The organism is Pedobacter immunditicola (genome assembly GCF_037482985.1).
Lineage (GTDB): Bacteria > Bacteroidota > Bacteroidia > Sphingobacteriales > Sphingobacteriaceae > Pedobacter > Pedobacter immunditicola.
The window spans coordinates 240331-260739 of record NZ_JBBHKC010000006.1 but is presented as its reverse complement, the minus strand read 5'-3'; the positions used below and the strand labels follow the sequence as shown (position 1 = coordinate 260739).

The window sequence follows — 20409 nt, the reverse complement described above, 5'->3', positions numbered from 1 at the left end:
TAATTTTATAACCAACAAACATTTTCAGAAACTTATTTTTTTAGTAATGACAACTCCGAAAAAATCCATTAAAAAAGGACCAGCGAATGAAGTTGATGATAGGGATATGCTCAACGATAATTCAATTGAAGAAACTAAAAACAAAAAATCATTTATTGATGATGAGGACGAGGACTTTGATGTTCCTCTGGACGATCTGGATACATTCGATGATTTTATTGATGATGAAGATGACGATAATTTCTAAAATAACGTTACATTAATATCCCTTAACATCCTTTTAGGATGTTTTTTATTTTAAGCCCGTATACATGCAAATCCACCCGGTTAGTAATTCAAAAACCCGTAAAGAATTTTTAGACGTTGCCCGACTACTTTATATAAATGATGAAAATTGGATCTGTCCGCTCGATACGGATATCGATACCATCTTTGAACCTAAAAAAAATCCATTCTTTAAACATGGCGTTTGCGAGAGATGGATTTTGAAATCTGCCCATGGACAACTGATTGGCCGGGTGGCTGCCTTTGTGAATGAGAAAAAAGCTTTCCAATACGACCAACCTACCGGCGGAATGGGATTCTTTGAATGCATCAACGATCAATCTGCAGCTTTTAAACTGTTTGATACCGCTAAGGAATGGCTTCAAAAGCAGGGTATGAAAGCAATGGATGGACCGATCAACTTCGGTGAAAATGATTCATTCTGGGGCTTGCTGGTAGAAGGCTTTACCCCGCCTTCTTATGGCATGAATTACAATTTCCCGTACTACCAGGCGTTCTTTGACAACTATGGCTTTATAAAGGAATACGAGCAGATCACCAACCACTTGCAAGTGAGGAATCCCTTTCCAGAGCGTTTTACAAAAATTGCCAATTGGGTGGCTAATAAACCGGGTTATACTTTTGAACATTTCTCCAAGAAAAATGCAGAAAAATATGTGGCTGATTTGATGGAGATCTATAACGATGGCTGGCAGGACTTTGAAAGTTTCGTACCTATAAAGAGGGAGACTTTATTGGAAAGTTTTAAGAAAATGGAAACCATCATGGATGAAAAGCTCATCTGGTTTGCCTACCTGAATGGAGAACCGGCATCTTTTGTAGTGATTATTCCCGATGCAAATCAGATGATCAAAGACTTTAATGGAAAATTAGGGCTAATGGAGAAAATAAAATTCGTTTACCGCCGCTGGAAAGGTGTGAACCGGATGCGGGCGATTGTGATGGGCACAAAAACGACCTACCAGAAACATGGTCTTGAATCTGCCTTATTCATAAAACTTAAAGAGTATGTATTGCCCTTAAATCAGTATGACGAACTTGAGCTATCTTGGGTAGGAGATTTTAATGATAAAATGCTTTCGATACACCAGGCGACAGGTGCCACTTTCGGAAAGCGACACCTTACCCTGCGTAACATTTTCTAAAGAAATTATTTTTGTCTTATTTCTTCGTAAAGTTCGATCACTTTCTTTTGAAGCTTGATGATCTCTTCTTCTCTTTGTGATAATCTTGATTTGAGGCTGTTGATCTCTTCAAAGTTTACAGATTGTGGATTCTCTCCTTCTTTGGAGATAATGTCCATAGTGGATACTTCAAATAAATTAGCTATTTGTGCTAATCTGGAAATGTTGATATCAGTAATGCCTGTTTCTATTTTAGAAAAGGCTGGAATAGAAATATTAAGGCGTTTTGCAACTTCTCCCTGGCTCCATCCGTTTTTCTGTCTCAGTTGCCTGATGTTTTTACCAATTACGTTCATGTTGTGTTTTTAGATATTTTAAATGTGCATTAAATTAAGTACTCAACTCACGTGCCAGTTTAACGAGATTTAAGCCTCCGAAATTTCCTGAACTCATGAGTAATAAATTTGTATTATGGAAATCAATTTTTCGCAAATACTGTTGTAATTCGAGAACATCATTAAAAAACTGCAATTTAGGGTTTTTAAAGCCACTTTTCACATCTAAATTGCTAAAAGGTAAAATTTTCTTCTGTTTGAAAGTGTTATCATTAATATAAACAATAGCTATATCAGCCTTATCCATAGTACTTTCATATTGAAGTAAAAATTTTTTATTTAAACTACTGAATGTATGCAACTCTATACAGGCAACTAATTTTCTGCCCTCAAATTGGGACTTCACTGCCTCAATCGTTGCTTTCACCTTTGAAGGGGAATGGGCAAAATCCTTGTAAACGTTCGTTTTAGCATCACTACGCAGTAATTCAAGCCTTTTTGCAGCTCCTTTGAAAGTCGAGATCGCGGCGTTGAAATCTTCAGCAGCAATACCCAATTCAGCGCAAACCAGTTTCGCCGCACTTAAATTCATCAGGTTGTGGTCTCCAAAAATGTTCAAAGGGGTTTCTTCCGGCAACAAGTAAGTTATTCCCTCCCGAATTTCCTGTGAAGGTATGCTATATGGAATCTTTTTTACAGGTGCTGATGATTTCTCAACCACTTCTGACAAAATTTCATCTGTTTGACAGTAAAATAATTTTCCGCCCGGTTGGATAGTGTCGATAAACTTATCAAATTGTAGAATATATTCCTCAAAAGTGGGAAATACATTGATATGGTCCCAGGCAATTCCACTGATCACAGCCACAGTGGCTTTATAAAGGTGGAACTTTGGCCTTCGGTCAATGGCAGAAGCCAAATACTCATCGCCTTCAATGATGATCACAGGAGCTTCGTCTGTAAGCTTTACCATGGTATCAAAACCTTCCAGCTGCGCCCCTACTAAATAATCAATATCCCTGTTGTAATAATTAAGCACATGCAGGATCATGGAAGTAATGGTGGTTTTACCATGACTCCCACCAATAACCACACGCAGCTTGTTTTTGCTTTGTTCGTAGATATACTCGGGATAAGAATAAATTTTTAATCCAAGCGCTTTAGCTTGCAGCAATTCGGGGTTATCCTCAAAAGCATGCATGCCCAAAATCACTGCATCAAGATCAGGTGTAATATTGGCTTTATTCCAGCCCATACTGGCCGGAAGAAGCCCATGTTTATCTAACCTGCTTTTGGAAGGTTCTGCGATAACATCATCTGATCCGCTTACCTTATAACCTTTTTTGTGCAGTGCAATGGCAAGATTATGCATTGCACTTCCCCCCATGGCGATAAAATGTATACGCATCGTCTATTGAATAAATGTTTAATTCTTGGTAAAATGAGCCGCTACCCAATCACCTATTTTCTGATGATCAACATAACTGATGTTAAACCGCTCACATTCAGCTTTGATCATCTCCAAATCTGGCGACTCATAAAACCCACTAAAGAAAATGCGACCACCCTGTCCCAGGACAGTCGCATAAACAGCAATCTGGTCCAGTAGAATGTTACGGTTGATGTTAGCTAAAATAACATCAAATGTGGCCGCAGGAATTACTTCCTTGCCGCCACATAAAGCCGTAATATTACTTATATGATTTAAAGCGGCATTTTCCAATGTACTTTCATAACATACCTCATCGTTATCAATTGCTGTGAGCTCTTTTGCGCCGCGTTTAGCTGCCAGTATAGCCAGTATGCCTGTGCCACAGCCCATATCTAATACCACTTTATCTTTTACCTCAAAAGATAAAATATATTGCATCATCATGGTGGTGGTTTGATGGTGACCGGTACCAAAAGCCATTTTAGGATCAATCACAATTTCAAAAGGATATTGTGGCTGCGCGGGATGAAAAGTAGCACGCACATAACATTGATCACTGATGATCAATGGCTCGAAATTCTTCTCCCATTCTTCATTCCAGTTTTCACCGGCAATTTCCGTAACGGTATAAGTATAGACAATGTCCTGATACTGCTGAAGCAGTACAGCTAAATTTGCCTGGCTATATTCCTGGAAATCGATGAAAGCGGCAAAGCCCTTTTCTGTATCCTCAAAAGTATTGTAACCGATTTCAGCTAAATCATTAACAAGCAGATCTTGCTGGTAGTCGGCTATCGTATCAAAAGTAAATGTGACTTGTATATATTGCATTAAGAATTAAAAGTTTTAACCAGGTCTGCAAAATCGCGTGATTTTAACGAAGCACCACCAATAAGTCCGCCGTCAATATCAATTTGAGCAAAAAGCTCGGCTGCATTTTTCGGATTACAGCTGCCACCATATAAGATACTAGTGTTATCTGCGATATCAGCACCATATTGAGCTGCTATTTCTTTGCGGATATAAGCATGCACTTCCTGGGCCTGATCAGCACTTGCGGTTAAGCCCGTGCCTATCGCCCAAACAGGTTCATAAGCAATCACAACTTTAGAAAAATCAGCTGCACTTAAAGCAAATATGCCATGAGTTAATTGAGATTTCAACACATCGAAATAGCTACCATTGTTTCTTTCATCCAAAGTTTCACCGATACAAAAAATAGGCGTCAGGTTATTTGCCAAAGCGATATTGGTTTTTTCTAATAACAAAGCATCAGATTCTGCAAAATATTGTCTGCGTTCAGAATGACCGATGATTACATATTCGCAACCAACAGATTTTATCATTTTCGCAGATATTTCTCCTGTGAAAGCACCGCTTTCGTTTTGATGACAGTTTTGAGCACCAATTTTAACCGTGTTTCCACCTAATTTAGCCAGGCTGTTTAAATGAATGTAAGGGGCGCAAATGATGGCCTCCTGTGTGCCCTTTTTCTCGTCCCTAACCATGTTTACGATTTCTGAAAAAAGGGCAACACCTTCTTCGTAAGTTAAATTCATTTTCCAGTTTCCTGCTACAATTTGTCTTCTCATTCTAATGTTGGTTTATATACTGTATTTAATTAAAAACGTCTGTGTACTTGTGTTATTTCAAAAATATGATTTAATATATCTTTTTCCTGCTGATCAAAAGGAATGTTCCTTCTTTCAAAGACTTTCCCTGCTGTTTCAAACATTTTCTGCAGGGCATATACTTCGTAACCCTGAGAGCCACCCCAGGCAAAATCGGGCACAAAGTTCCTTGGAAAGCCTGGCCCAAAGATATTAGCTCCCACCCCTGCTATCGTTCCGGTGTTAAACATGGTGTTGATGCCACATTTGACATGGTCAGCCATGACTAAACCACAAAACTGCAAACCGGTTTTGCGGAAGCCTTCTCTGGCATAATCCCAGACTTTTACTTCTGCATAATTATTTTTTAAGTTTGAGTTATTGGTATCGGCCCCAATATTACACCATTGCCCAATAACAGAATTCCCTAAATAGCCCTCATGGCCTTTAGAAGAATATCCCCAAATAACGGCATTATTAATCTCGCCACCAACCCTGCAAAACGGACCGATTGTAGTTTGTCCGTAAATTTTAGCACCCATTTTCACCTGGGAGTTGTCGCATAAAGCAAAAGAACCACGAATATGCGCCCCTTCCCAAACCTCTGATTTTTTACCTATATAGATAGGGCCACTCAGACTGTTAAAAGTAGAACACTCAGCCTCAGCACCTTCCTCAAAAAACACATCCTCTCCGAGCACGGTATTGGTACTGCTTATGGCAGCCGACTGGCGCCCCTGCGTTAAAAGACGATAGTCTTTTCTTAACTCCGCATCATTATTTTTAAATATATCCTCCGGGTACAACAGCCTCACAAAGTCGCCCTCGTAAGACTTCCTGTCGCAGCTATCCGCAAACTTGCTGTCAAATGGAACTGATTGTGTTGTATGATAAGCGATCAGGAGATCCCCTTTTTTTAACGCCTCGTCCTCCTTCAGTTCCATCACCGCCGCCACTAGCCCTTCATCCGGACAAATAGAGCCGTTTATAAAGATCAAAGCATCAGGTTGAGGGTTGTATTTCCCGGCAAGATAAGCTTGCGTAGAAAAGCCCGCAGCAGCATTTAAGCTGGCTGCCCATTTTTCGCGAATTGTTAGAATACCGACACGAAGGTCTGCAACAGGCCTTGTAAAAGTAAGCGGCCGCAGGGAAGCCCATGCAGCGTCATCAAATAAATTGATTTTCATCAGTATTTTATTGTTTTTAACGGTGATGAAGCTATCATCAGCTCACAGCTATGTCTTTATGCTGTAAGCTGATGATAGCTTCATAAGCCACAAAAATAAAAAAAGTCCCGATGCAAAAGCACCGGGACTTAAAATAATTTCTTTTGATGTGTAGAATTACTTCTTAGCGTAGCGAGTTTTAAATTTGTCGATACGTCCAGCAGTATCTACCAATTTCATTTTACCAGTATAAAAAGGGTGAGAAGTGTGTGAAATCTCTAATTTGTAAAGAGGATATTCATTTCCATCTTCCCAGGTGGTAGTTTCTTTAGTATCTACACAGGATTTGGTTAAGAAAGAATACTCGTTAGACATATCTTTAAATACTACAAATCTATAGTTTGACGGATGCAGATCTTTTTTCATATGATGATTATAATTATAACTTATTTGTCTATTATTTTTAAGGTTGCAAATATCTCGAATTTATTCTTCATAAGCAAGAACGTATTTGAAAATTATAACTAAGCAACCTTAAATTTGTGATAAAATTAAGATTTTTGGAATTATGGTGGTCAATTTAGTACTTAAAACTTGTAGGTAAGCACACCAGAAAAGTTCCTTGGCGCAATTCTGTCAATAAAATTGGAGCGATAAGCATCATAGCCTACCTTATCAAAAATATTATTTGCAATTAACCTTATCCCTATATTTTTTGTAACAGGGTAAGCAATTTGTGCATTTACAAGCGTATAGGCTTTATTAAACCAAGGTGCAGTATTCGGATCAATGGCATGGTATTGAACGCCAGCCTGTGTCCAGTCGTTGTAAGGACGTTCGCCTAAATAATATACCCCTGCCCCAATGTTAAGTCCTTTTAACGTATGGTTTTGAAAAGTATAGTTTGCATAAAGGTTAAAAGTATTTTTTGGCGTATTGTTAGGCGAAGAACCGGGAACAAATGTAGAGTGATCCTGGTATTGTGCGTCAATATAAGCGTAGCCTGCTACCACTTCAAGATTTGGCAATACTTTACCTGTTAATTCCACTTCAACCCCTTTACGCTCATCGTTACCCCCTTTTGCATAGTAGCCTGTGGGCTGAACAATTCCATTAGCATCCACATTAAACACTTCCAGGTTCATGTCTTTATTATTAATTTTATAAAAAGTCAGGTTAAAACGCAGTCGGTCGTTAAACCATTCGGATTTAATTCCTGCTTCTAACTGATCAATTCGCTCTGCTCCCAGCGGATCACCATTGATATCAATTACGGATGCTGAACGCGGATTGGTACTGTTGGTATAGGATCCAAAGACATTGAAGCCTGGCTGAAGGGTAAACATTACCCCCGCAATCGGGTTCCAGAAACTTGAGGTTACACTTTCAAGTCCATCATCTTTGGTTTTATTGGTACTGTAACGAACACCCCCATAAGCTCTTGCCCAATCAGTAACCTGGATCACATCCTGAAAAGTGATGCCAAAACGGTAATCATAGGATTGTGTTTCGTTGATTAAACTAAAGCCACCTAAGCCTGAAGGCATGGTATTGGATACAGTTGAAGGATCTAGAACATTAATCTGATCCACTGCGATAGAATTAAAGGTCGGCTGATAAACATCCAGGTAACGGTAATCTGCACCGATCTGAAAAGTATGTGACAGGGCGCCTGTTTTAACTTTTTGTCCTACAAGATCCAACTGAAACACCGTGTTTTTATCTTCCCTGGTCGAGTTATGAGCGATGGAGCGGTTATAAATATTTACCTGGTCAGTATTGATGCCTGCACCTTTTGCCGCTGCCAATCCACTTTTGATGGCATCATAATCGTAGTTGGAATGAAATACTGCAGCACGAAGGTAAAGCTTGTCTGACAGGTCCTGTTTAAACCTTGCTGTATAAGTACTGTGTTTGTTATCCGTTTTATCTGATTCAAAACCTAAAAAACGCTCAGACGCTAAATCGTAAATCTGATTTTGTTTGTTACCTACTGAAAGATTGACAGTACCCGCATCAATTCCTTGTTTTTCATTGAAATGATCCATTTCAAGTGTCAATGTACTTTTCTCATTCGGACGCCATTCAAGAGATGGATTAATATAAAATGACTCATTACTCATAAAATCACGGAATTTTCCTCCATTTTCATAAGAGCCGTTTAAACGAAAGGCAAGGGTGTTTGACTCATTAACTACACCCTGTATATCAAATGTAGGCCTGATTAAACCCCAGCTGCCGGCACGTAAAGATACATTACCTGAATTTTGAAACTTAGGCGTTTTGGTGACAATATTTACAATACCACCCGGTCCTCCTAAATCTGTTGCTGCCCCCATGGTGATTGCACTGGCACCTTTCAATACCTGAATACTTTCTATCCCCTGCATATCTGTAGAGAATCCCTGACCCCTGAAATCACTCATTACCCTAACACCGTTTTTTAGTGTCGGTATGCCCCTGAAACCACGAGAAGAAATACTTTCTCTTACGCCACCATAGGTTGAATAAGTATAAACACCAGGTACGTTACGTACCCCTTCAATGACACTTAAAGCACCTTGCTGCTCAATCAATTTATTAGAGATGATGGAAATACTCTGAATCTGATCACTTGGCTTTAAAGGCAACCTGGTGATGGCATCCAGTTTTTCAGTTGGTTTGCCTTTGTCGCCGAAAACCTCTACTTCCGCCAATGAATTTAACTGGGGTACAAGTGTAAAATTAATTAGCCTGGTATCCGCGCCAATCTCTACTTCTGCAGTTTGCATTTGATAACCTATTAGTTTTGCCCTTAGAGTATATTTTCCTGCCGGAACATTTTTTACCTCAAAGTACCCCTTTTCGTCTGTCCTGTCAGACTGTGGCGATTGTGCCATGGTCATGTTGACAGATGATAAGGCAATGCCGTTATCATTTACTACTCTTCCTTTAATAGAAGTGGTTTGGGCATATGCAACGTTGAGCAGTAAAAAATTAAATAAGAGCAAACTATGGAAAAACTTCATGAAATTTATTTGGATTAATTCTAATTAGCGCAAAAATAGGAAGCTTAATTTGAAATCCAAATATTATTAAGAATTATTCCAAACAATTTTAGGAGAGGTGTATTGTTTTCTGAATAATCGGCCTATTGAAATCCAGATATTAGCGATATTTACCTTATATACCGCCTACATTAGCTTTCTCAAGTAAATTAAGCCAGCATTCAGGATTATATCTTCACTCGCTGCTGGTTTTTGTATTTCCATCCTCACTTGAATTGCAGGCTTGTACAGTTCTCTTGGCAAGCCATTGACGTGATAAAGTCGTTCAGCAGGAAAGCTGAATCCAATTTTGGTATTTGGCATTTCAAAACTATAGACAGCACCATTTAATCCAGCCATTGGTGTTCCAATCACTTTAGCTCGTTTCATGCCATCAAAACCTATAGTAATACCTTCGCCAACACTACCCGTCCAACGATCGCAAAGTATAACCACAGGTTTGTTATAGTGCTGTCCCCGTGGCGACACAATTTCTACCCAGCTTCGTTTAATTCCAGTTTCTTTCTCTTCGGCATAATATTCGTGTTTTTGATATGGCAGTTCCTTATTGATGAAACGTCCTAGTATGGCGCGTGCTACAGTTGTATTCCCCCCACTTGGAGTCTCACGCAAGTCAATAATTAAAGATTTTGTTTGCATCAAGTTGTTTAGCACACTATCAAAGTCCGAGATAATTGTATTATCCCCTAAATAATTGTTTATTCTGATGTAACCAATTTCACCATAGGTCACACCTTTCACTTTCTGGTCATAATCAATACTTTCCAGCATCATGCTTTCGCGGTCAGGATAATAGTCTCGAATGATTCCATCTTTTTTAAGCGTTAGTTTTCGCGGTGTCAGGTGATCACCGGCTAAGCTTAGCCTCAGTGCAAAGCTCTTTGATTCGCTATTTTTAACGTGGCTTAGAAAAGGAAGTATGGCTTGCTCTACTGGTATGCCGTTTACGGAAATCACTTGCATGCCAGCAATTATCCCCGCTTTTTGTGCACCGAAACCCCTCCGTAATTCGGTAATCACAGGTTTACCATTTATATATTCTGCCCAAATATCAGTTCCGGTAGGAACTAGTCGTCTGGATAGGGGCATGTTTGCACCCAATGAACAATGGTGGTCATAAACCTCATAAATGACCTTCTCCATTAAGGAGATAAAAGATGCCCGAGAACTTACTTTCTCAATTTTAGCTGCATAAATTGTCTTTACATGATTCCAGTCAACCTCCTTTTTGTCAAAGTAACAGTAGCTGGAATTCATGGTATCCCAAAAAAAATTGAAATCTTCTTTATACTGCTGCTTTGTAATTTTTTGCGCAAGCCCACATGGGGTGATTATCAGAAGGCCGACAAATAACAAAGTTTTCATCATAGCGCGCATATCTGGATTTGGACATCAATGCCTAACGAGCAACGACAACATCAAAAATAGCAAATCAGAGTGGAATTATGTTCCCTTTTCGCTTCTGTATAACATTACTCTTGGAGTTTTTTATTTTAATACGCGGTTCTTTCCTTCGTTATAATTGAGAATTATAACAGCCTCCTTTTACTAACTCCCAGCCGTACCTTTTTAATATCGTATTCGGTAATATTTCTTTTTCAAATTCTATTGCGTGAACATTTCCTTCCTTACATAAATTTATTGCAAGTTTTTCATCCTTATCAAAGAGAAAAATAAATTCTGGACCAGCTGCATCACCACGTGCAATCCAAAAGACAATTTCAATCAGCTCTGGTAAATTCTCTACTTCAAATTCGACGGCTTCATCATATTTTATGTCTTTAGTAATCTTTTCAAATTTTTCAAAGGCTGAAAGTAACGGTGGATAGGTATTGTTTATATTCCCTACGAAGTTCATTTTACAATGACTAATCATTACCAAATCTTTTATTCTTAATTCAGCAAATAGATCAAGGAGTTTTCGAGATAAAACATCTGTAAAGGTTTCAATATCGTCATGGTCAATCGATATTACCTTGCAGAACTTTGTAGTCTTCTCCCTGAAAATGTCTTTCGCATCAAATAATGCCTGGTAGGCTGCCCTATCGACTTCACTTGCAAAATATTCCGGATCGCCATCATAAAACAGACGTTGCATTTGAGCTATCTCTTCGGTTATCTTACTGTATTTACTAAATACGCTTTGTCGGCTTATAAGTGTGATCATGAAGTATAGATTTAATGATTATAGTTCTATACCGTGATGGGACCTTGTTTGGGTACTTTGAAAAACTAAAACCATCGCATAGAACTGCAAAACTATTTGTGTAACTTTTATTAAGGCAAGTAATAGCTCTAATTTTAAATTATTGCCAAGTAATATACTTGATTTAAAAGTATTGAATATATAAGGCAACACAAGTAAACCAAATATCATTAAGAAGAGCAGCAGATACTTAGTCCAGTTTTTTCCTAGTCTAATCGCGTAACCAATTGAAGCATAAAACAATAACACCATCATTGCTACTACAATCTTCACACCGCTCATGAAGGTATTAGAAATTAAAAGCATATTAACGATGCCCAGCACTACGCTACCAAACATCAAATTTGAAGCTTTGCGGAAATTTGGATGTAAATTTTTTTCCATAAATGAGACGTTTTTATATAAACAAATATAAAAACATTAACCATTATTACAACCGTCGAAACATCGCCGAGATCATCTCCGATTTAATCCAATATCACATTCGTAATCGCTTCCTTTATGGCATCAATTAAGGCTTGCTCTTTCAAAATCTTATAATGTCCGGCACCGTTGAATTCTTCAGCTATAATATGAGGTTGTTGCTGCAGAAATTCTGCCAGCTGTGCATAAGGTAATAACTCATCATTTTGGTCGTAAAACACAATATGTTTTGTCGATGCTGGCGGCGAGTATAGTGATTTCATGTCGAAATAGCTTACAGGCAGTTTGTAGTATTCATGAAAAGAGTTAAACCAGATAGCCTGGTTTTCTGGTGATACTTCAGCATAGTTCATCATGCCCATAAAATTTTGCTCCAATTCAACAACAGGTGTAATGCTGATCAGCAGCTCCGGCTCCGCTTGAAACTCTTTAAGCGCCACAATATTTGCCATCGCACCCAAAGAGTGGCCGATCAGTATTTCAGGCATGCCATAGGTATTGATGATGGCTTCCAGTGGCTTTGCATATAACATAAGGTTACTCAGCTCGCCTTCTGAACTTCCATTGCCTAAAGCATCAAAAGCAATGATTTGAACATCCTCAAGTTCTTTTAAAGCAGAAATGATTTCGGTAAAGTCGGTCGCTTTAGAACTCCAGCCATGGATAAGGTAAATTTTCTTGCTACCGGTTCCCCAGATATAACCGTTAAAGGTTAATTCCTTCTTTGAGAAATAGGGGTCTGGAGCCTGCATACTAAAGGAAATCGCTTGCTCCAGCAGCTCTTTTTGATGAGGCCTGTTGTGTAATTTAATGGGAAATGAGATATAGTTCCACAAGGCGGATAAGAGTTCCTGAGGATCCTGAGCTTGTTTTACCTGAAGTAATCGTTGTTTATATGTTTTCAAAGAAGGAAATTAAGGTTGATCGGTTAAATAACGTTTTTCTTCGCTAAAGACCAATATAGTTAATCCTTTAAGAAAAGGAGCAGGTTTTTGAATGCTATATTAAAGTACCCTAACACATCAGTTAAGCTAAAGTTAAGCATCGCTAAACACTGGCTTAAACCAATGGCATCCCCGGCAGTGATCTACCACCGGTCAGCTACCGGTTTTCCGGTACAATGGCGGTAGCAGGTCGGTATCAGGTCCCTGTCTGTACAGCCTTATTTTCTAGTGTTCCCTCAGGTTTCCACCATGCTTCAGCAATTGCTTGGTAAGGCCACAATAACTCCTCTTTAATGACTCTATTATATGGCATTGAAAATCTTCTTAATGAGCAGGCGCTAAATGCAGCGTTTGATTTAAAAACATTTCGACGCCATGATTAATTTCAGCCTCGTTTTCAATCAGGCTTAAATGTCCGCCATTAACCTGGAGCAACGTTCCATTTTTCACCTGCCCAACAATGTATTGACCAGCTTCAGGTTTCACAATCCGGTCACCAGCGGCAGCGATGACCAGGCAGGGAACCTCAATTTTTGGTAAGGAACCCACCACATCAAATTCAAGGCATTTCAATAAGCCTTCGGCAACAGTTTCCGGCGGACAAAGTGCAGATATTTTGGAGATGTGCCTTAATTGAGCTGGGGATTGTTTTCCCTTAAAGAAAAGATAATTGTATAAAATCAAGCTCAAGCCGGTGTAATAATTTAATCTGCCCAACACCCTGAAAACATTGGCGTTTTTCTTTGCAAAGTTTAAGTACGGCCTGATCACCGGCTCTTGAAGAAACTGCATGACTGCAGGAAACTGGCAGGTTTTAAAAGGGTGGGTATAAGTGGAATGTTGGACAATGATTGCTTTAACATCTGGTTTCTGCATGGTGACACAATATTGCATAATCACCATGCCCCCTAAACTATGACCATATAAAATTGGATTTTTGAGCGCCAATGTTTCCAGCACCACCGCCAGGTCTGCTGCCATGGCATCGATAGACAGATCAGCAGCTTTCAAGGAACGTCCATGCCCTGGAAGGTCAATAAAAATCAGTTGATAAGCATTTCGGAAATAAGCACGTTGGGCATACCATTGCCGCATACTGCTGTTCAGTCCATGGATAATTACAATGGGCTGCGCTTGTGCGGGGCCATCTGCTTCAACATACAAGGAATTACCACTGGGACAAGGAATATACTGCCCTGTTGAAGATTGATCCCCAGCTGGCACTTTGATTTTTCGTTTGGAAGATAACAGCCACGAAATCGGATAGCGGCCTAAAATGAACAACAGGCCGACTGAAATATAGGCCGCATCTTTTAGTGAAAGCTTAACAATCCTCGGTTTCATCTTGAATAGTTTAATTAACTGCAAATCAAGCCAAAACCAAGCCAATCACTACCCGATTTCCTGGCACAACTCAACCAGCACACCATTTGTACCTTTCGGATGCACAAAACAAACCAATTTATTGTCTGCCCCCTTTTTAGGCTGCTCATTCAACAATACAAATCCTTCGGCTTTAAGCCTTTCCATCTCCTTTATGATATCTGTCACCTCGAAGGCAATATGGTGGATCCCCTCCCCTTTTTTAGCCAGAAATTTAGCAATAGGACTATCGGCAGCAGTGGCCTCTAGCAGTTCAATCTTACTCTCACCGGTTTTAAAAAAGGCAGTATTGACCCCTTCGCTGGCTACTTCTTCAGTTTTATAGGCTGTGGTACCCAATAATTTCTCATATATAGTACAGGCACTCCCCAGGTTATTTACGGCAATACCAATATGTTCTATTTTATTCATGCGGCTGGAACGTTAGATAATTGTAAAAATGCATGTTTTGCCTATAGGTTCATAGCTATTAATTATATTTTTTGGCAATCTTTTAAGTATCTTTGTGTATTAAGAATAATTTAAAATAACATGGAACTTCCTATTTATCTAGATAATAACGCAACTACACCCCTTGACCCAAGGGTTTTAGAGGCTATGTTGCCTTATTTCACTAACAAATTTGGTAATGCTGCCAGCCGTAACCACGCTTTTGGTTGGGTTGCTGAAGAAGCGGTTGATTATGCACGTGAACAAGTGAGTAAGCTGATCGGCTGTACTGAAAAAGAAATCATTTTTACTTCTGGCGCTACTGAAGCGGATAACCTGGGTATTAAAGGTGTCTTTGAAATGTACAAGGATAAAGGTAACCATATCATCACGGCAACTACAGAGCACAAAGCGGTATTGGATACTTGTAAACACCTTGAAAAACTGGGTGCACAGGTAACTTACCTGCAGGTTAAAGCTGACGGGTTAATTGACCTACAGGAATTAGAAGCTGCAATGACTCCACAAACCATCCTTGTCACCATTATGTATGGTAACAACGAAATTGGCGTGATTCAACCGATCAAAGAAATTTCTGCAATCGCTCATAAACATGGTGCTTTATTCATGTCAGATGCTACACAGGCAGTAGGAAAGATTCCTGTTGATGTAAATGCAGATGGTATTGATATCATGGCTTTTTCTGCACATAAAATGTACGGCCCTAAAGGTGTTGGTGCATTGTATGTACGTCGTAAAAACCCAAGGGTTAAAGTAACTGCACAAATGGATGGTGGTGGTCATGAGCGCGGTATGCGTTCGGGAACATTAAACGTACCTGGAATTGTTGGTTTAGGTAAAGCATGTGAATTGTCCAGACTTGAAATGGATGAGGAAGCAAAACGTTTATCAGCTTTAAGAGATAAACTGGAAAGCGCTTTAACACAAATGGAAGAAAGCTATGTGAACGGAAGTATTGAACACCGCTTACCACATGTGGCTAACATCTCTTTCAAATATGTTGAGGGTGAAGGTTTGATGATGGCAATGAAAGATCTTGCGGTATCTTCAGGTTCTGCCTGTACGTCTGCTTCGTTGGAGCCATCTTATGTATTAAAAAGCTTAGGCCTTTCTGATGATTTGGCACACTCTTCGATACGTTTTGGCTTAGGTCGTTTTACGACGGAAGAAGAAATTGACTACGCAATAGAAAACACTAAAAAAGCAGTTAACCACCTGAGAGATCTTTCTCCACTTTGGGAAATGTTTAAAGAAGGAATTGACTTAAGTAAAATTGAATGGGCAGAGCACTAAGCTGCACATTGGTTTAATTAATATAAAATATTTTAAAGAGGCCCAAAAGGCCCGGAGGATAAAAAAATGGCATATTCACAAAAAGTAATGGAACATTATACCAACCCGCGTAATGTTGGTACTTTAAATAAAGATAGTAAATCAGTTGGTACAGGTTTAGTTGGAGCACCTGAATGCGGAGACGTTATGCGTTTGCAAATTGAAGTTGATGAAAATAACGTTATTACTGACGCTAAATTCAAAACTTTCGGTTGTGGTTCTGCCATTGCTTCCTCTTCTTTAGCCACTGAATGGTTAAAAGGTAAAACTGTTGACGAAGCGTTAACTATAGACAATATGGATATTGTTGAAGAGCTTGCTTTGCCTCCAGTTAAAATCCACTGTTCAGTTTTAGCGGAAGATGCTATTAAATCTGCAATCAATGATTACAGAGTGAAAAATGGTTTAGCTCCATTTGAACTGGCTAAATCACACCACTAAAGGTTTTTTTTAATAAAAGAATAATAGGAAACGATGATCACAATTACCGATAAAGCAAAAAGTAAAATAGACCACTTGATGCAAGGTTCGCAGCTGGGTGCCGATTATTTTCTTCGCGTATCTGTAAAAGGAGGCGGCTGTTCAGGTTTATCATACAATTTGGATTTTGATAACGAAGAGAAAACCGGCGATCAGTTTTTTGAAGACAGAGGCATCAAAATCGCATTAGACATGAAGTCATTCTTATACCTTGCTGGTACAGAACTTGATTTCTCAGATGGTTTAAATGGAAAAGGTTTTAATTTCCACAACCCTAATGCCAGCCGCTCTTGTGGCTGTGGAGAGAGTTTCTCCGTTTAAAGAACATTTGTTATATTTGTAAAGGGCACTTTTTGTGCCCTTTTGCTTTTTTAAATGTAAAAGTTTATCATTGCCCAGCAAATAAAACAACCTATATCATATGGTATCATTTAATGAGTTTTCTACTGTACCAAGTTTATTGAGAAACGTGGTAGAAAACATCCACCAGCCTGAAGATACTTTTCTGATTCATAAAAAGAAGGCAGAATGGGAAGAAATTTCTTTTGGAAAAACCCTCCAGCGTGCTGATGCTGTGGCCGCCTTTTTCCTCGAAAAGAATATCGTTAAAGGCGACAGAATGGGCTTAATGATCGAAAACTCTCCGGAGTACGTCTATTATGACCAGGGAATACAGCAAATTGGAGCGATCAACGTTTCTGTATACCCTACCTTGTCTGAACAGGAAGTGGAATACATCATTAACGACTCTGGCATCAAAGCCATCCTCATTGGCAATACTTTTCTTTATAAAAAAATCCTTAAAATCGCCTGTAACTGCAGGAAATTGGAATACCTCATCCCCGCTTTTCCCGAATACGACAAAATTGCCTTACCCGAGGGCCTTAAAACGGAAATAATTCCATTCGAGCATATTTTAAAGGTTAAAGAAACCCTTACAGCAGAAGAACAAGCACAAATAACGGCTATCCGTCTTTCGCTGCGTCCTGCAGACATATCTTCTTTAATATATACCTCAGGTACCACAGGCACACCGAAAGGTGTCATGCTTTCTCATGGTAACTTCGTAGAAAACGTTAAGGTATGCTTAGAGCAGATTCCCGTTATTGATGAAACGGAAACTTTTCTATCCTTTTTGCCTTTATCGCATGTTTTTGAGCGCACTGCTTGCTACCACGTATGCTGTGCCCAGGGTTGTAAAATTGCCTATGCACAAAGCCTGGAATTACTGGCAAAAAACATGGAGGAAATCAAGCCAACGGTAATGAGTTGTGTTCCCCGCTTATTGGAAAGGATACACGATAAAGCCATGAAAAGTGGCACCGCTGAAGGTGGATTAAAAGCTAAAATATTTGTATGGGCTTTGGAAACGGGACAAAAATACAGGAACAAAAAAGAAGAGGGTAAAAACCCGGGATTGATATTAACGGCTCAACAAACTATTGCAGAAAAATTAGTTTTTAGTAAAATCAAAGAAAAAACCGGCGGAAGATTAAAATTCATGATCTCCGGTGGTGCTGCCTTGCCCAAAAACGTAGGTGAATTCTTCGGCAACCTGGGGATTAAGATTTTGGAAGGTTTTGGTTTAACCGAAACCTCACCGGTGATGTCGGTTACAGAATACCACAGACAAGTATATGGAACCGTTGGACGCGTGATACCTGGCATTGAGGTGGGTATTCAGCATGTGGAAACCAAGGAAATGATCACCATCCAAACTCACGACACTTTTAAAGAAGATTTTGACTGTGAAGAAGGGGAAATAATTGTACGGGGCCACTGTGTAATGCAGGGCTATTTCAACAAACCTGCCGAAACGGCAGAAGTTATTGACAAAGATAACTGGTTCCATACTGGTGATGTGGGCCGCTTTTATAAAGGAAACCTTCAAATTACCGACCGCATTAAAAACATGATTGTTAACGCTTATGGTAAAAATGTATACCCTACCCCGGTTGAAAACATTTACTTAAAGAGCCTTAAAATTGACCAGGTATTTTTAATCGGCGATAAAAGGGAATACCTTACAGCGATCATCATCCCTAACATGGAAAGTTTAAAGGAAAAATTCCAGTTGACGGAAGAGTTTTTTCTTAAACCGGAAGTATTCATTGAAGAAAAAGAAATGATCGACTGGATTGGGGAAGACATCAAAAAACTATCGGCCGAGCTTTCCAAATTTGAACGCATCAAAAATTTCAAGGTAAAGAGAACACCGTTTAGCATGGATGAAGGAGAAATTACCCCTACCCTGAAGGTGAAACGGAAGGTGGTAGAAAATAAATATGCAGAGAGCATCAATGCAATGTATAAAGAATCTGTCGAGGCTGACTAAAATTCAAAGGGCATTTGCTATTTTTACAATTCTAAAAAAAACACAAGATCTGGCTTAGGCTAAAGATATCTATTTTATATGAGTACAGGATTATCAGAACAAGAAGTATTGCGTAGAAATGCGCTTACGCAATTACGTGAGTTGGGCATCAACCCTTATCCGGCAGAAACCTTTGAGGTCAATGCACACGCCGCAGATATATTAGAGAATTACGAAAGAGATAAAACTTCTTATAAAAATATCACTGTTGCTGGCCGTATCATGAGCCGCCGCATCATGGGCAGCGCTTCCTTTGTGGAGCTCCAGGATGCTACGGGCAGAATTCAATTATATTTAAAAAGAGATGACCTTTGTCCGGATGAGGATAAAACATTATACAATACCGTTTTCAAGAAATTACTTGATCTGGGTGATTATATTGGTGTACATGGTTATGTTTTCACCACGCAGACAGGAGAAATTTCGCTGCATGTGACAGAATTTAAATTACTTTCTAAATCCCTTCGCCCACTTCCGGTAGTGAAACGTGATGATGACGGACATATCTATGATGGATTTACTGATCCGGAATTGCGGTACCGTCAGCGCTATGTGGATTTGACCGTAAACCCAGGCTTTAAGCAGATCTTTCTTAACCGATCGAAGGTAATCAATACCATGCGCAATTACTTTGATCAGCAAGGCTGGATTGAAGTGGAGACGCCAATATTGCAGCCCATTCATGGTGGTGCAGCGGCCCGTCCTTTTGCTACACATCACAATACCCTGGATATGCCGCTTTACCTGCGTATCGCTAACGAGCTTTATTTAAAAAGACTGATTGTAGCTGGTTTCGATGGGGTGTATGAGTTTGGTAAAATGTTCAGAAATGAAGGCATGGACCGCACGCATAATCCTGAATATACCTCTATGGAAATCTATGTGGCTTATAAAGATTATATCTGGATGATGGCCATGGTAGAAGAATGTCTGGAAGAAATTGCTGTTGCCATTCATGGTACGCCAGTAGTAAGAGTTGGTGAAAGCGATATCAACTTTGCAGGCCCGTACGAGAAACTGACCATGTATGAATCTATTCAGAAATATACAGGCATCGATGTTTCAGAAATGACAGAAGTGCAACTACAGGAAGTTTGTAAGCAATTAAATATTGAAATTGATACCAGCATGGGCCGCGGTAAGTTGATCGACGAAATCTTCAGTGAGAAAGTGGAAGATAACTTGATCCAGCCTACTTATATTACCGACTATCCATTAGAAATGACCCCGCTTGCGAAGAAACACCGCAGTAAAGAAGGACTCGTAGAAAGGTTTGAATTATTTGTTTGTGGTAAGGAAATTGGCAATGCTTATTCGGAATTAAATGATCCTATTGATCAAAAAGAACGTTTCGAAGACCAGCTGAAACTAGCAGCAAGAGGTGACATTGAGGCGATGGCTATGGATGATGACTTCATTCGTGCCCTGGAATATGGTATGCCCCCTACTTCAGGTTTAGGTTTCGGTATCGACAGGCTGGTGATGCTGATGACTAATCAGTCTACCATTCAGGAAGTGTTGTTCTTCCCGCAGATGCGTCCGGAGAAAAAAATCAGGGTAACCACTGATGAGGATTTTGTAAAAGCTGGCATCCCGGCAGACTGGGTGCAGGTCATCAGAAAAATGGGGATTAATACCCTGGATGAATTGAAAATAGCCAATCCAAACAAGGTATTTAATGACCTTGGTGGTATGCGTAAGAAAATGAAACTCGAGTTAATGATGCCTACCAAAGAAGAAGTAATGGCTTGGTTCGCTTAACAAAAAGATAACATAAACTTAAGGCTTACCGTAAGAAATTACGGTAAGCCTTTTTTA

At 39.4% G+C, this 20409-nt stretch carries 20 protein-coding genes; 7 read left to right on the top strand and 13 right to left on the bottom strand.

Translation table 11 applies throughout. The features are described from left to right. Positions 1–46 precede the first annotated feature (46 nt). Together WG905_RS12655 and WG905_RS12650 are read left to right on the top strand one after the other, a co-directional pair. Positions 47–247, top strand: coding sequence for a hypothetical protein (locus WG905_RS12655; protein ID WP_339592092.1), 201 nt, complete (start codon positions 47–49; stop codon positions 245–247). Positions 248–311: 64 nt separating this feature from the next. Continuing rightward, positions 312–1430 (top strand): GNAT family N-acetyltransferase, encoded by a 1119-nt coding sequence (locus tag WG905_RS12650; protein WP_339592091.1) that lies wholly within the window; start codon positions 312–314, stop codon positions 1428–1430. A gap of 5 nt (positions 1431–1435) precedes the next feature. Here WG905_RS12650 and WG905_RS12645 read toward each other — a convergent pair whose 3' ends face one another. The 13 genes from WG905_RS12645 to mce form a co-directional block, all read right to left on the bottom strand. Then, positions 1436–1765 carry a helix-turn-helix domain-containing protein gene (locus WG905_RS12645; protein WP_339592090.1) on the bottom strand — a complete coding sequence of 110 codons (330 nt, stop codon included), beginning with the start codon at positions 1763–1765 and terminating at the stop codon, positions 1436–1438. A 34-nt stretch (positions 1766–1799) separates the two neighbouring features. Further along, positions 1800–3152 (bottom strand): UDP-N-acetylmuramate--L-alanine ligase, encoded by a 1353-nt coding sequence (locus WG905_RS12640; RefSeq protein ID WP_339592089.1) that lies wholly within the window; start codon positions 3150–3152, stop codon positions 1800–1802. Between the two features lie 18 nt (positions 3153–3170). After that, the gene (prmA, locus tag WG905_RS12635; protein ID WP_339592088.1) at positions 3171–4007 is read right to left on the bottom strand and encodes a 50S ribosomal protein L11 methyltransferase; all 837 of its coding nucleotides are present in this window, start codon (positions 4005–4007) and stop codon (positions 3171–3173) included. Continuing rightward, on the bottom strand, positions 4007–4768 hold the full coding sequence (gene tpiA / locus WG905_RS12630; RefSeq protein WP_339592087.1) for a triose-phosphate isomerase: 762 nt from the start codon (positions 4766–4768) through the stop codon (positions 4007–4009). Before tpiA ends, prmA begins: the two co-directional genes overlap by 1 nt. Before the next feature lie 29 nt (positions 4769–4797). Beyond that, positions 4798–5973 carry a GlmU family protein gene (locus tag WG905_RS12625; protein WP_339592086.1) on the bottom strand — a complete coding sequence of 392 codons (1176 nt, stop codon included), beginning with the start codon at positions 5971–5973 and terminating at the stop codon, positions 4798–4800. A gap of 156 nt (positions 5974–6129) precedes the next feature. Beyond that, positions 6130–6378: a type B 50S ribosomal protein L31 gene (locus tag WG905_RS12620; RefSeq protein WP_196858660.1), complete on the bottom strand. Its 249-nt coding sequence runs from the start codon at positions 6376–6378 to the stop codon at positions 6130–6132. A 161-nt stretch (positions 6379–6539) separates the two neighbouring features. After that, complete coding sequence (locus tag WG905_RS12615) at positions 6540–8960, bottom strand: TonB-dependent siderophore receptor (protein WP_339592085.1); 2421 nt, start codon at positions 8958–8960, stop codon at positions 6540–6542. A gap of 165 nt (positions 8961–9125) precedes the next feature. Continuing rightward, positions 9126–10367 carry a S41 family peptidase gene (locus WG905_RS12610; RefSeq protein WP_339592084.1) on the bottom strand — a complete coding sequence of 414 codons (1242 nt, stop codon included), beginning with the start codon at positions 10365–10367 and terminating at the stop codon, positions 9126–9128. Between the two features lie 148 nt (positions 10368–10515). Beyond that, entirely contained in the window at positions 10516–11166 is a 651-nt protein-coding gene (locus WG905_RS12605) for a hypothetical protein (RefSeq protein WP_339592083.1), read from the bottom strand. 18 nt (positions 11167–11184) lie between these two features. After that, positions 11185–11589, bottom strand: coding sequence for a hypothetical protein (locus WG905_RS12600; RefSeq protein ID WP_339592082.1), 405 nt, complete (start codon positions 11587–11589; stop codon positions 11185–11187). Between the two features lie 83 nt (positions 11590–11672). Then, positions 11673–12533 carry an alpha/beta fold hydrolase gene (locus tag WG905_RS12595; protein WP_339592081.1) on the bottom strand — a complete coding sequence of 287 codons (861 nt, stop codon included), beginning with the start codon at positions 12531–12533 and terminating at the stop codon, positions 11673–11675. Positions 12534–12896: 363 nt separating this feature from the next. Further along, positions 12897–13916: an alpha/beta fold hydrolase gene (locus WG905_RS12590; RefSeq protein WP_339592080.1), complete on the bottom strand. Its 1020-nt coding sequence runs from the start codon at positions 13914–13916 to the stop codon at positions 12897–12899. A 48-nt stretch (positions 13917–13964) separates the two neighbouring features. Further along, positions 13965–14366 (bottom strand): methylmalonyl-CoA epimerase, encoded by a 402-nt coding sequence (gene mce, locus WG905_RS12585; protein ID WP_339592079.1) that lies wholly within the window; start codon positions 14364–14366, stop codon positions 13965–13967. 120 nt (positions 14367–14486) lie between these two features. Here mce and WG905_RS12580 point away from each other — a divergent pair, with 120 nt between their 5' ends. From WG905_RS12580 to lysS, 5 genes are all read left to right on the top strand, one after another. Next, positions 14487–15698, top strand: a complete 1212-nt coding sequence (locus tag WG905_RS12580; RefSeq protein WP_339592078.1) for an IscS subfamily cysteine desulfurase — start codon at positions 14487–14489, stop codon at positions 15696–15698. A 66-nt stretch (positions 15699–15764) separates the two neighbouring features. Continuing rightward, entirely contained in the window at positions 15765–16178 is a 414-nt protein-coding gene (gene iscU, locus WG905_RS12575; RefSeq protein ID WP_339592077.1) for a Fe-S cluster assembly scaffold IscU, read from the top strand. A 33-nt stretch (positions 16179–16211) separates the two neighbouring features. Then, positions 16212–16538: a HesB/IscA family protein gene (locus WG905_RS12570; protein ID WP_339592076.1), complete on the top strand. Its 327-nt coding sequence runs from the start codon at positions 16212–16214 to the stop codon at positions 16536–16538. Between the two features lie 100 nt (positions 16539–16638). Then, entirely contained in the window at positions 16639–18552 is a 1914-nt protein-coding gene (locus WG905_RS12565) for an AMP-dependent synthetase/ligase (protein ID WP_339592075.1), read from the top strand. Between the two features lie 78 nt (positions 18553–18630). Next, positions 18631–20352 (top strand): lysine--tRNA ligase, encoded by a 1722-nt coding sequence (gene lysS, locus WG905_RS12560; RefSeq protein WP_339592074.1) that lies wholly within the window; start codon positions 18631–18633, stop codon positions 20350–20352. Positions 20353–20409: the final 57 nt, after the last annotated feature.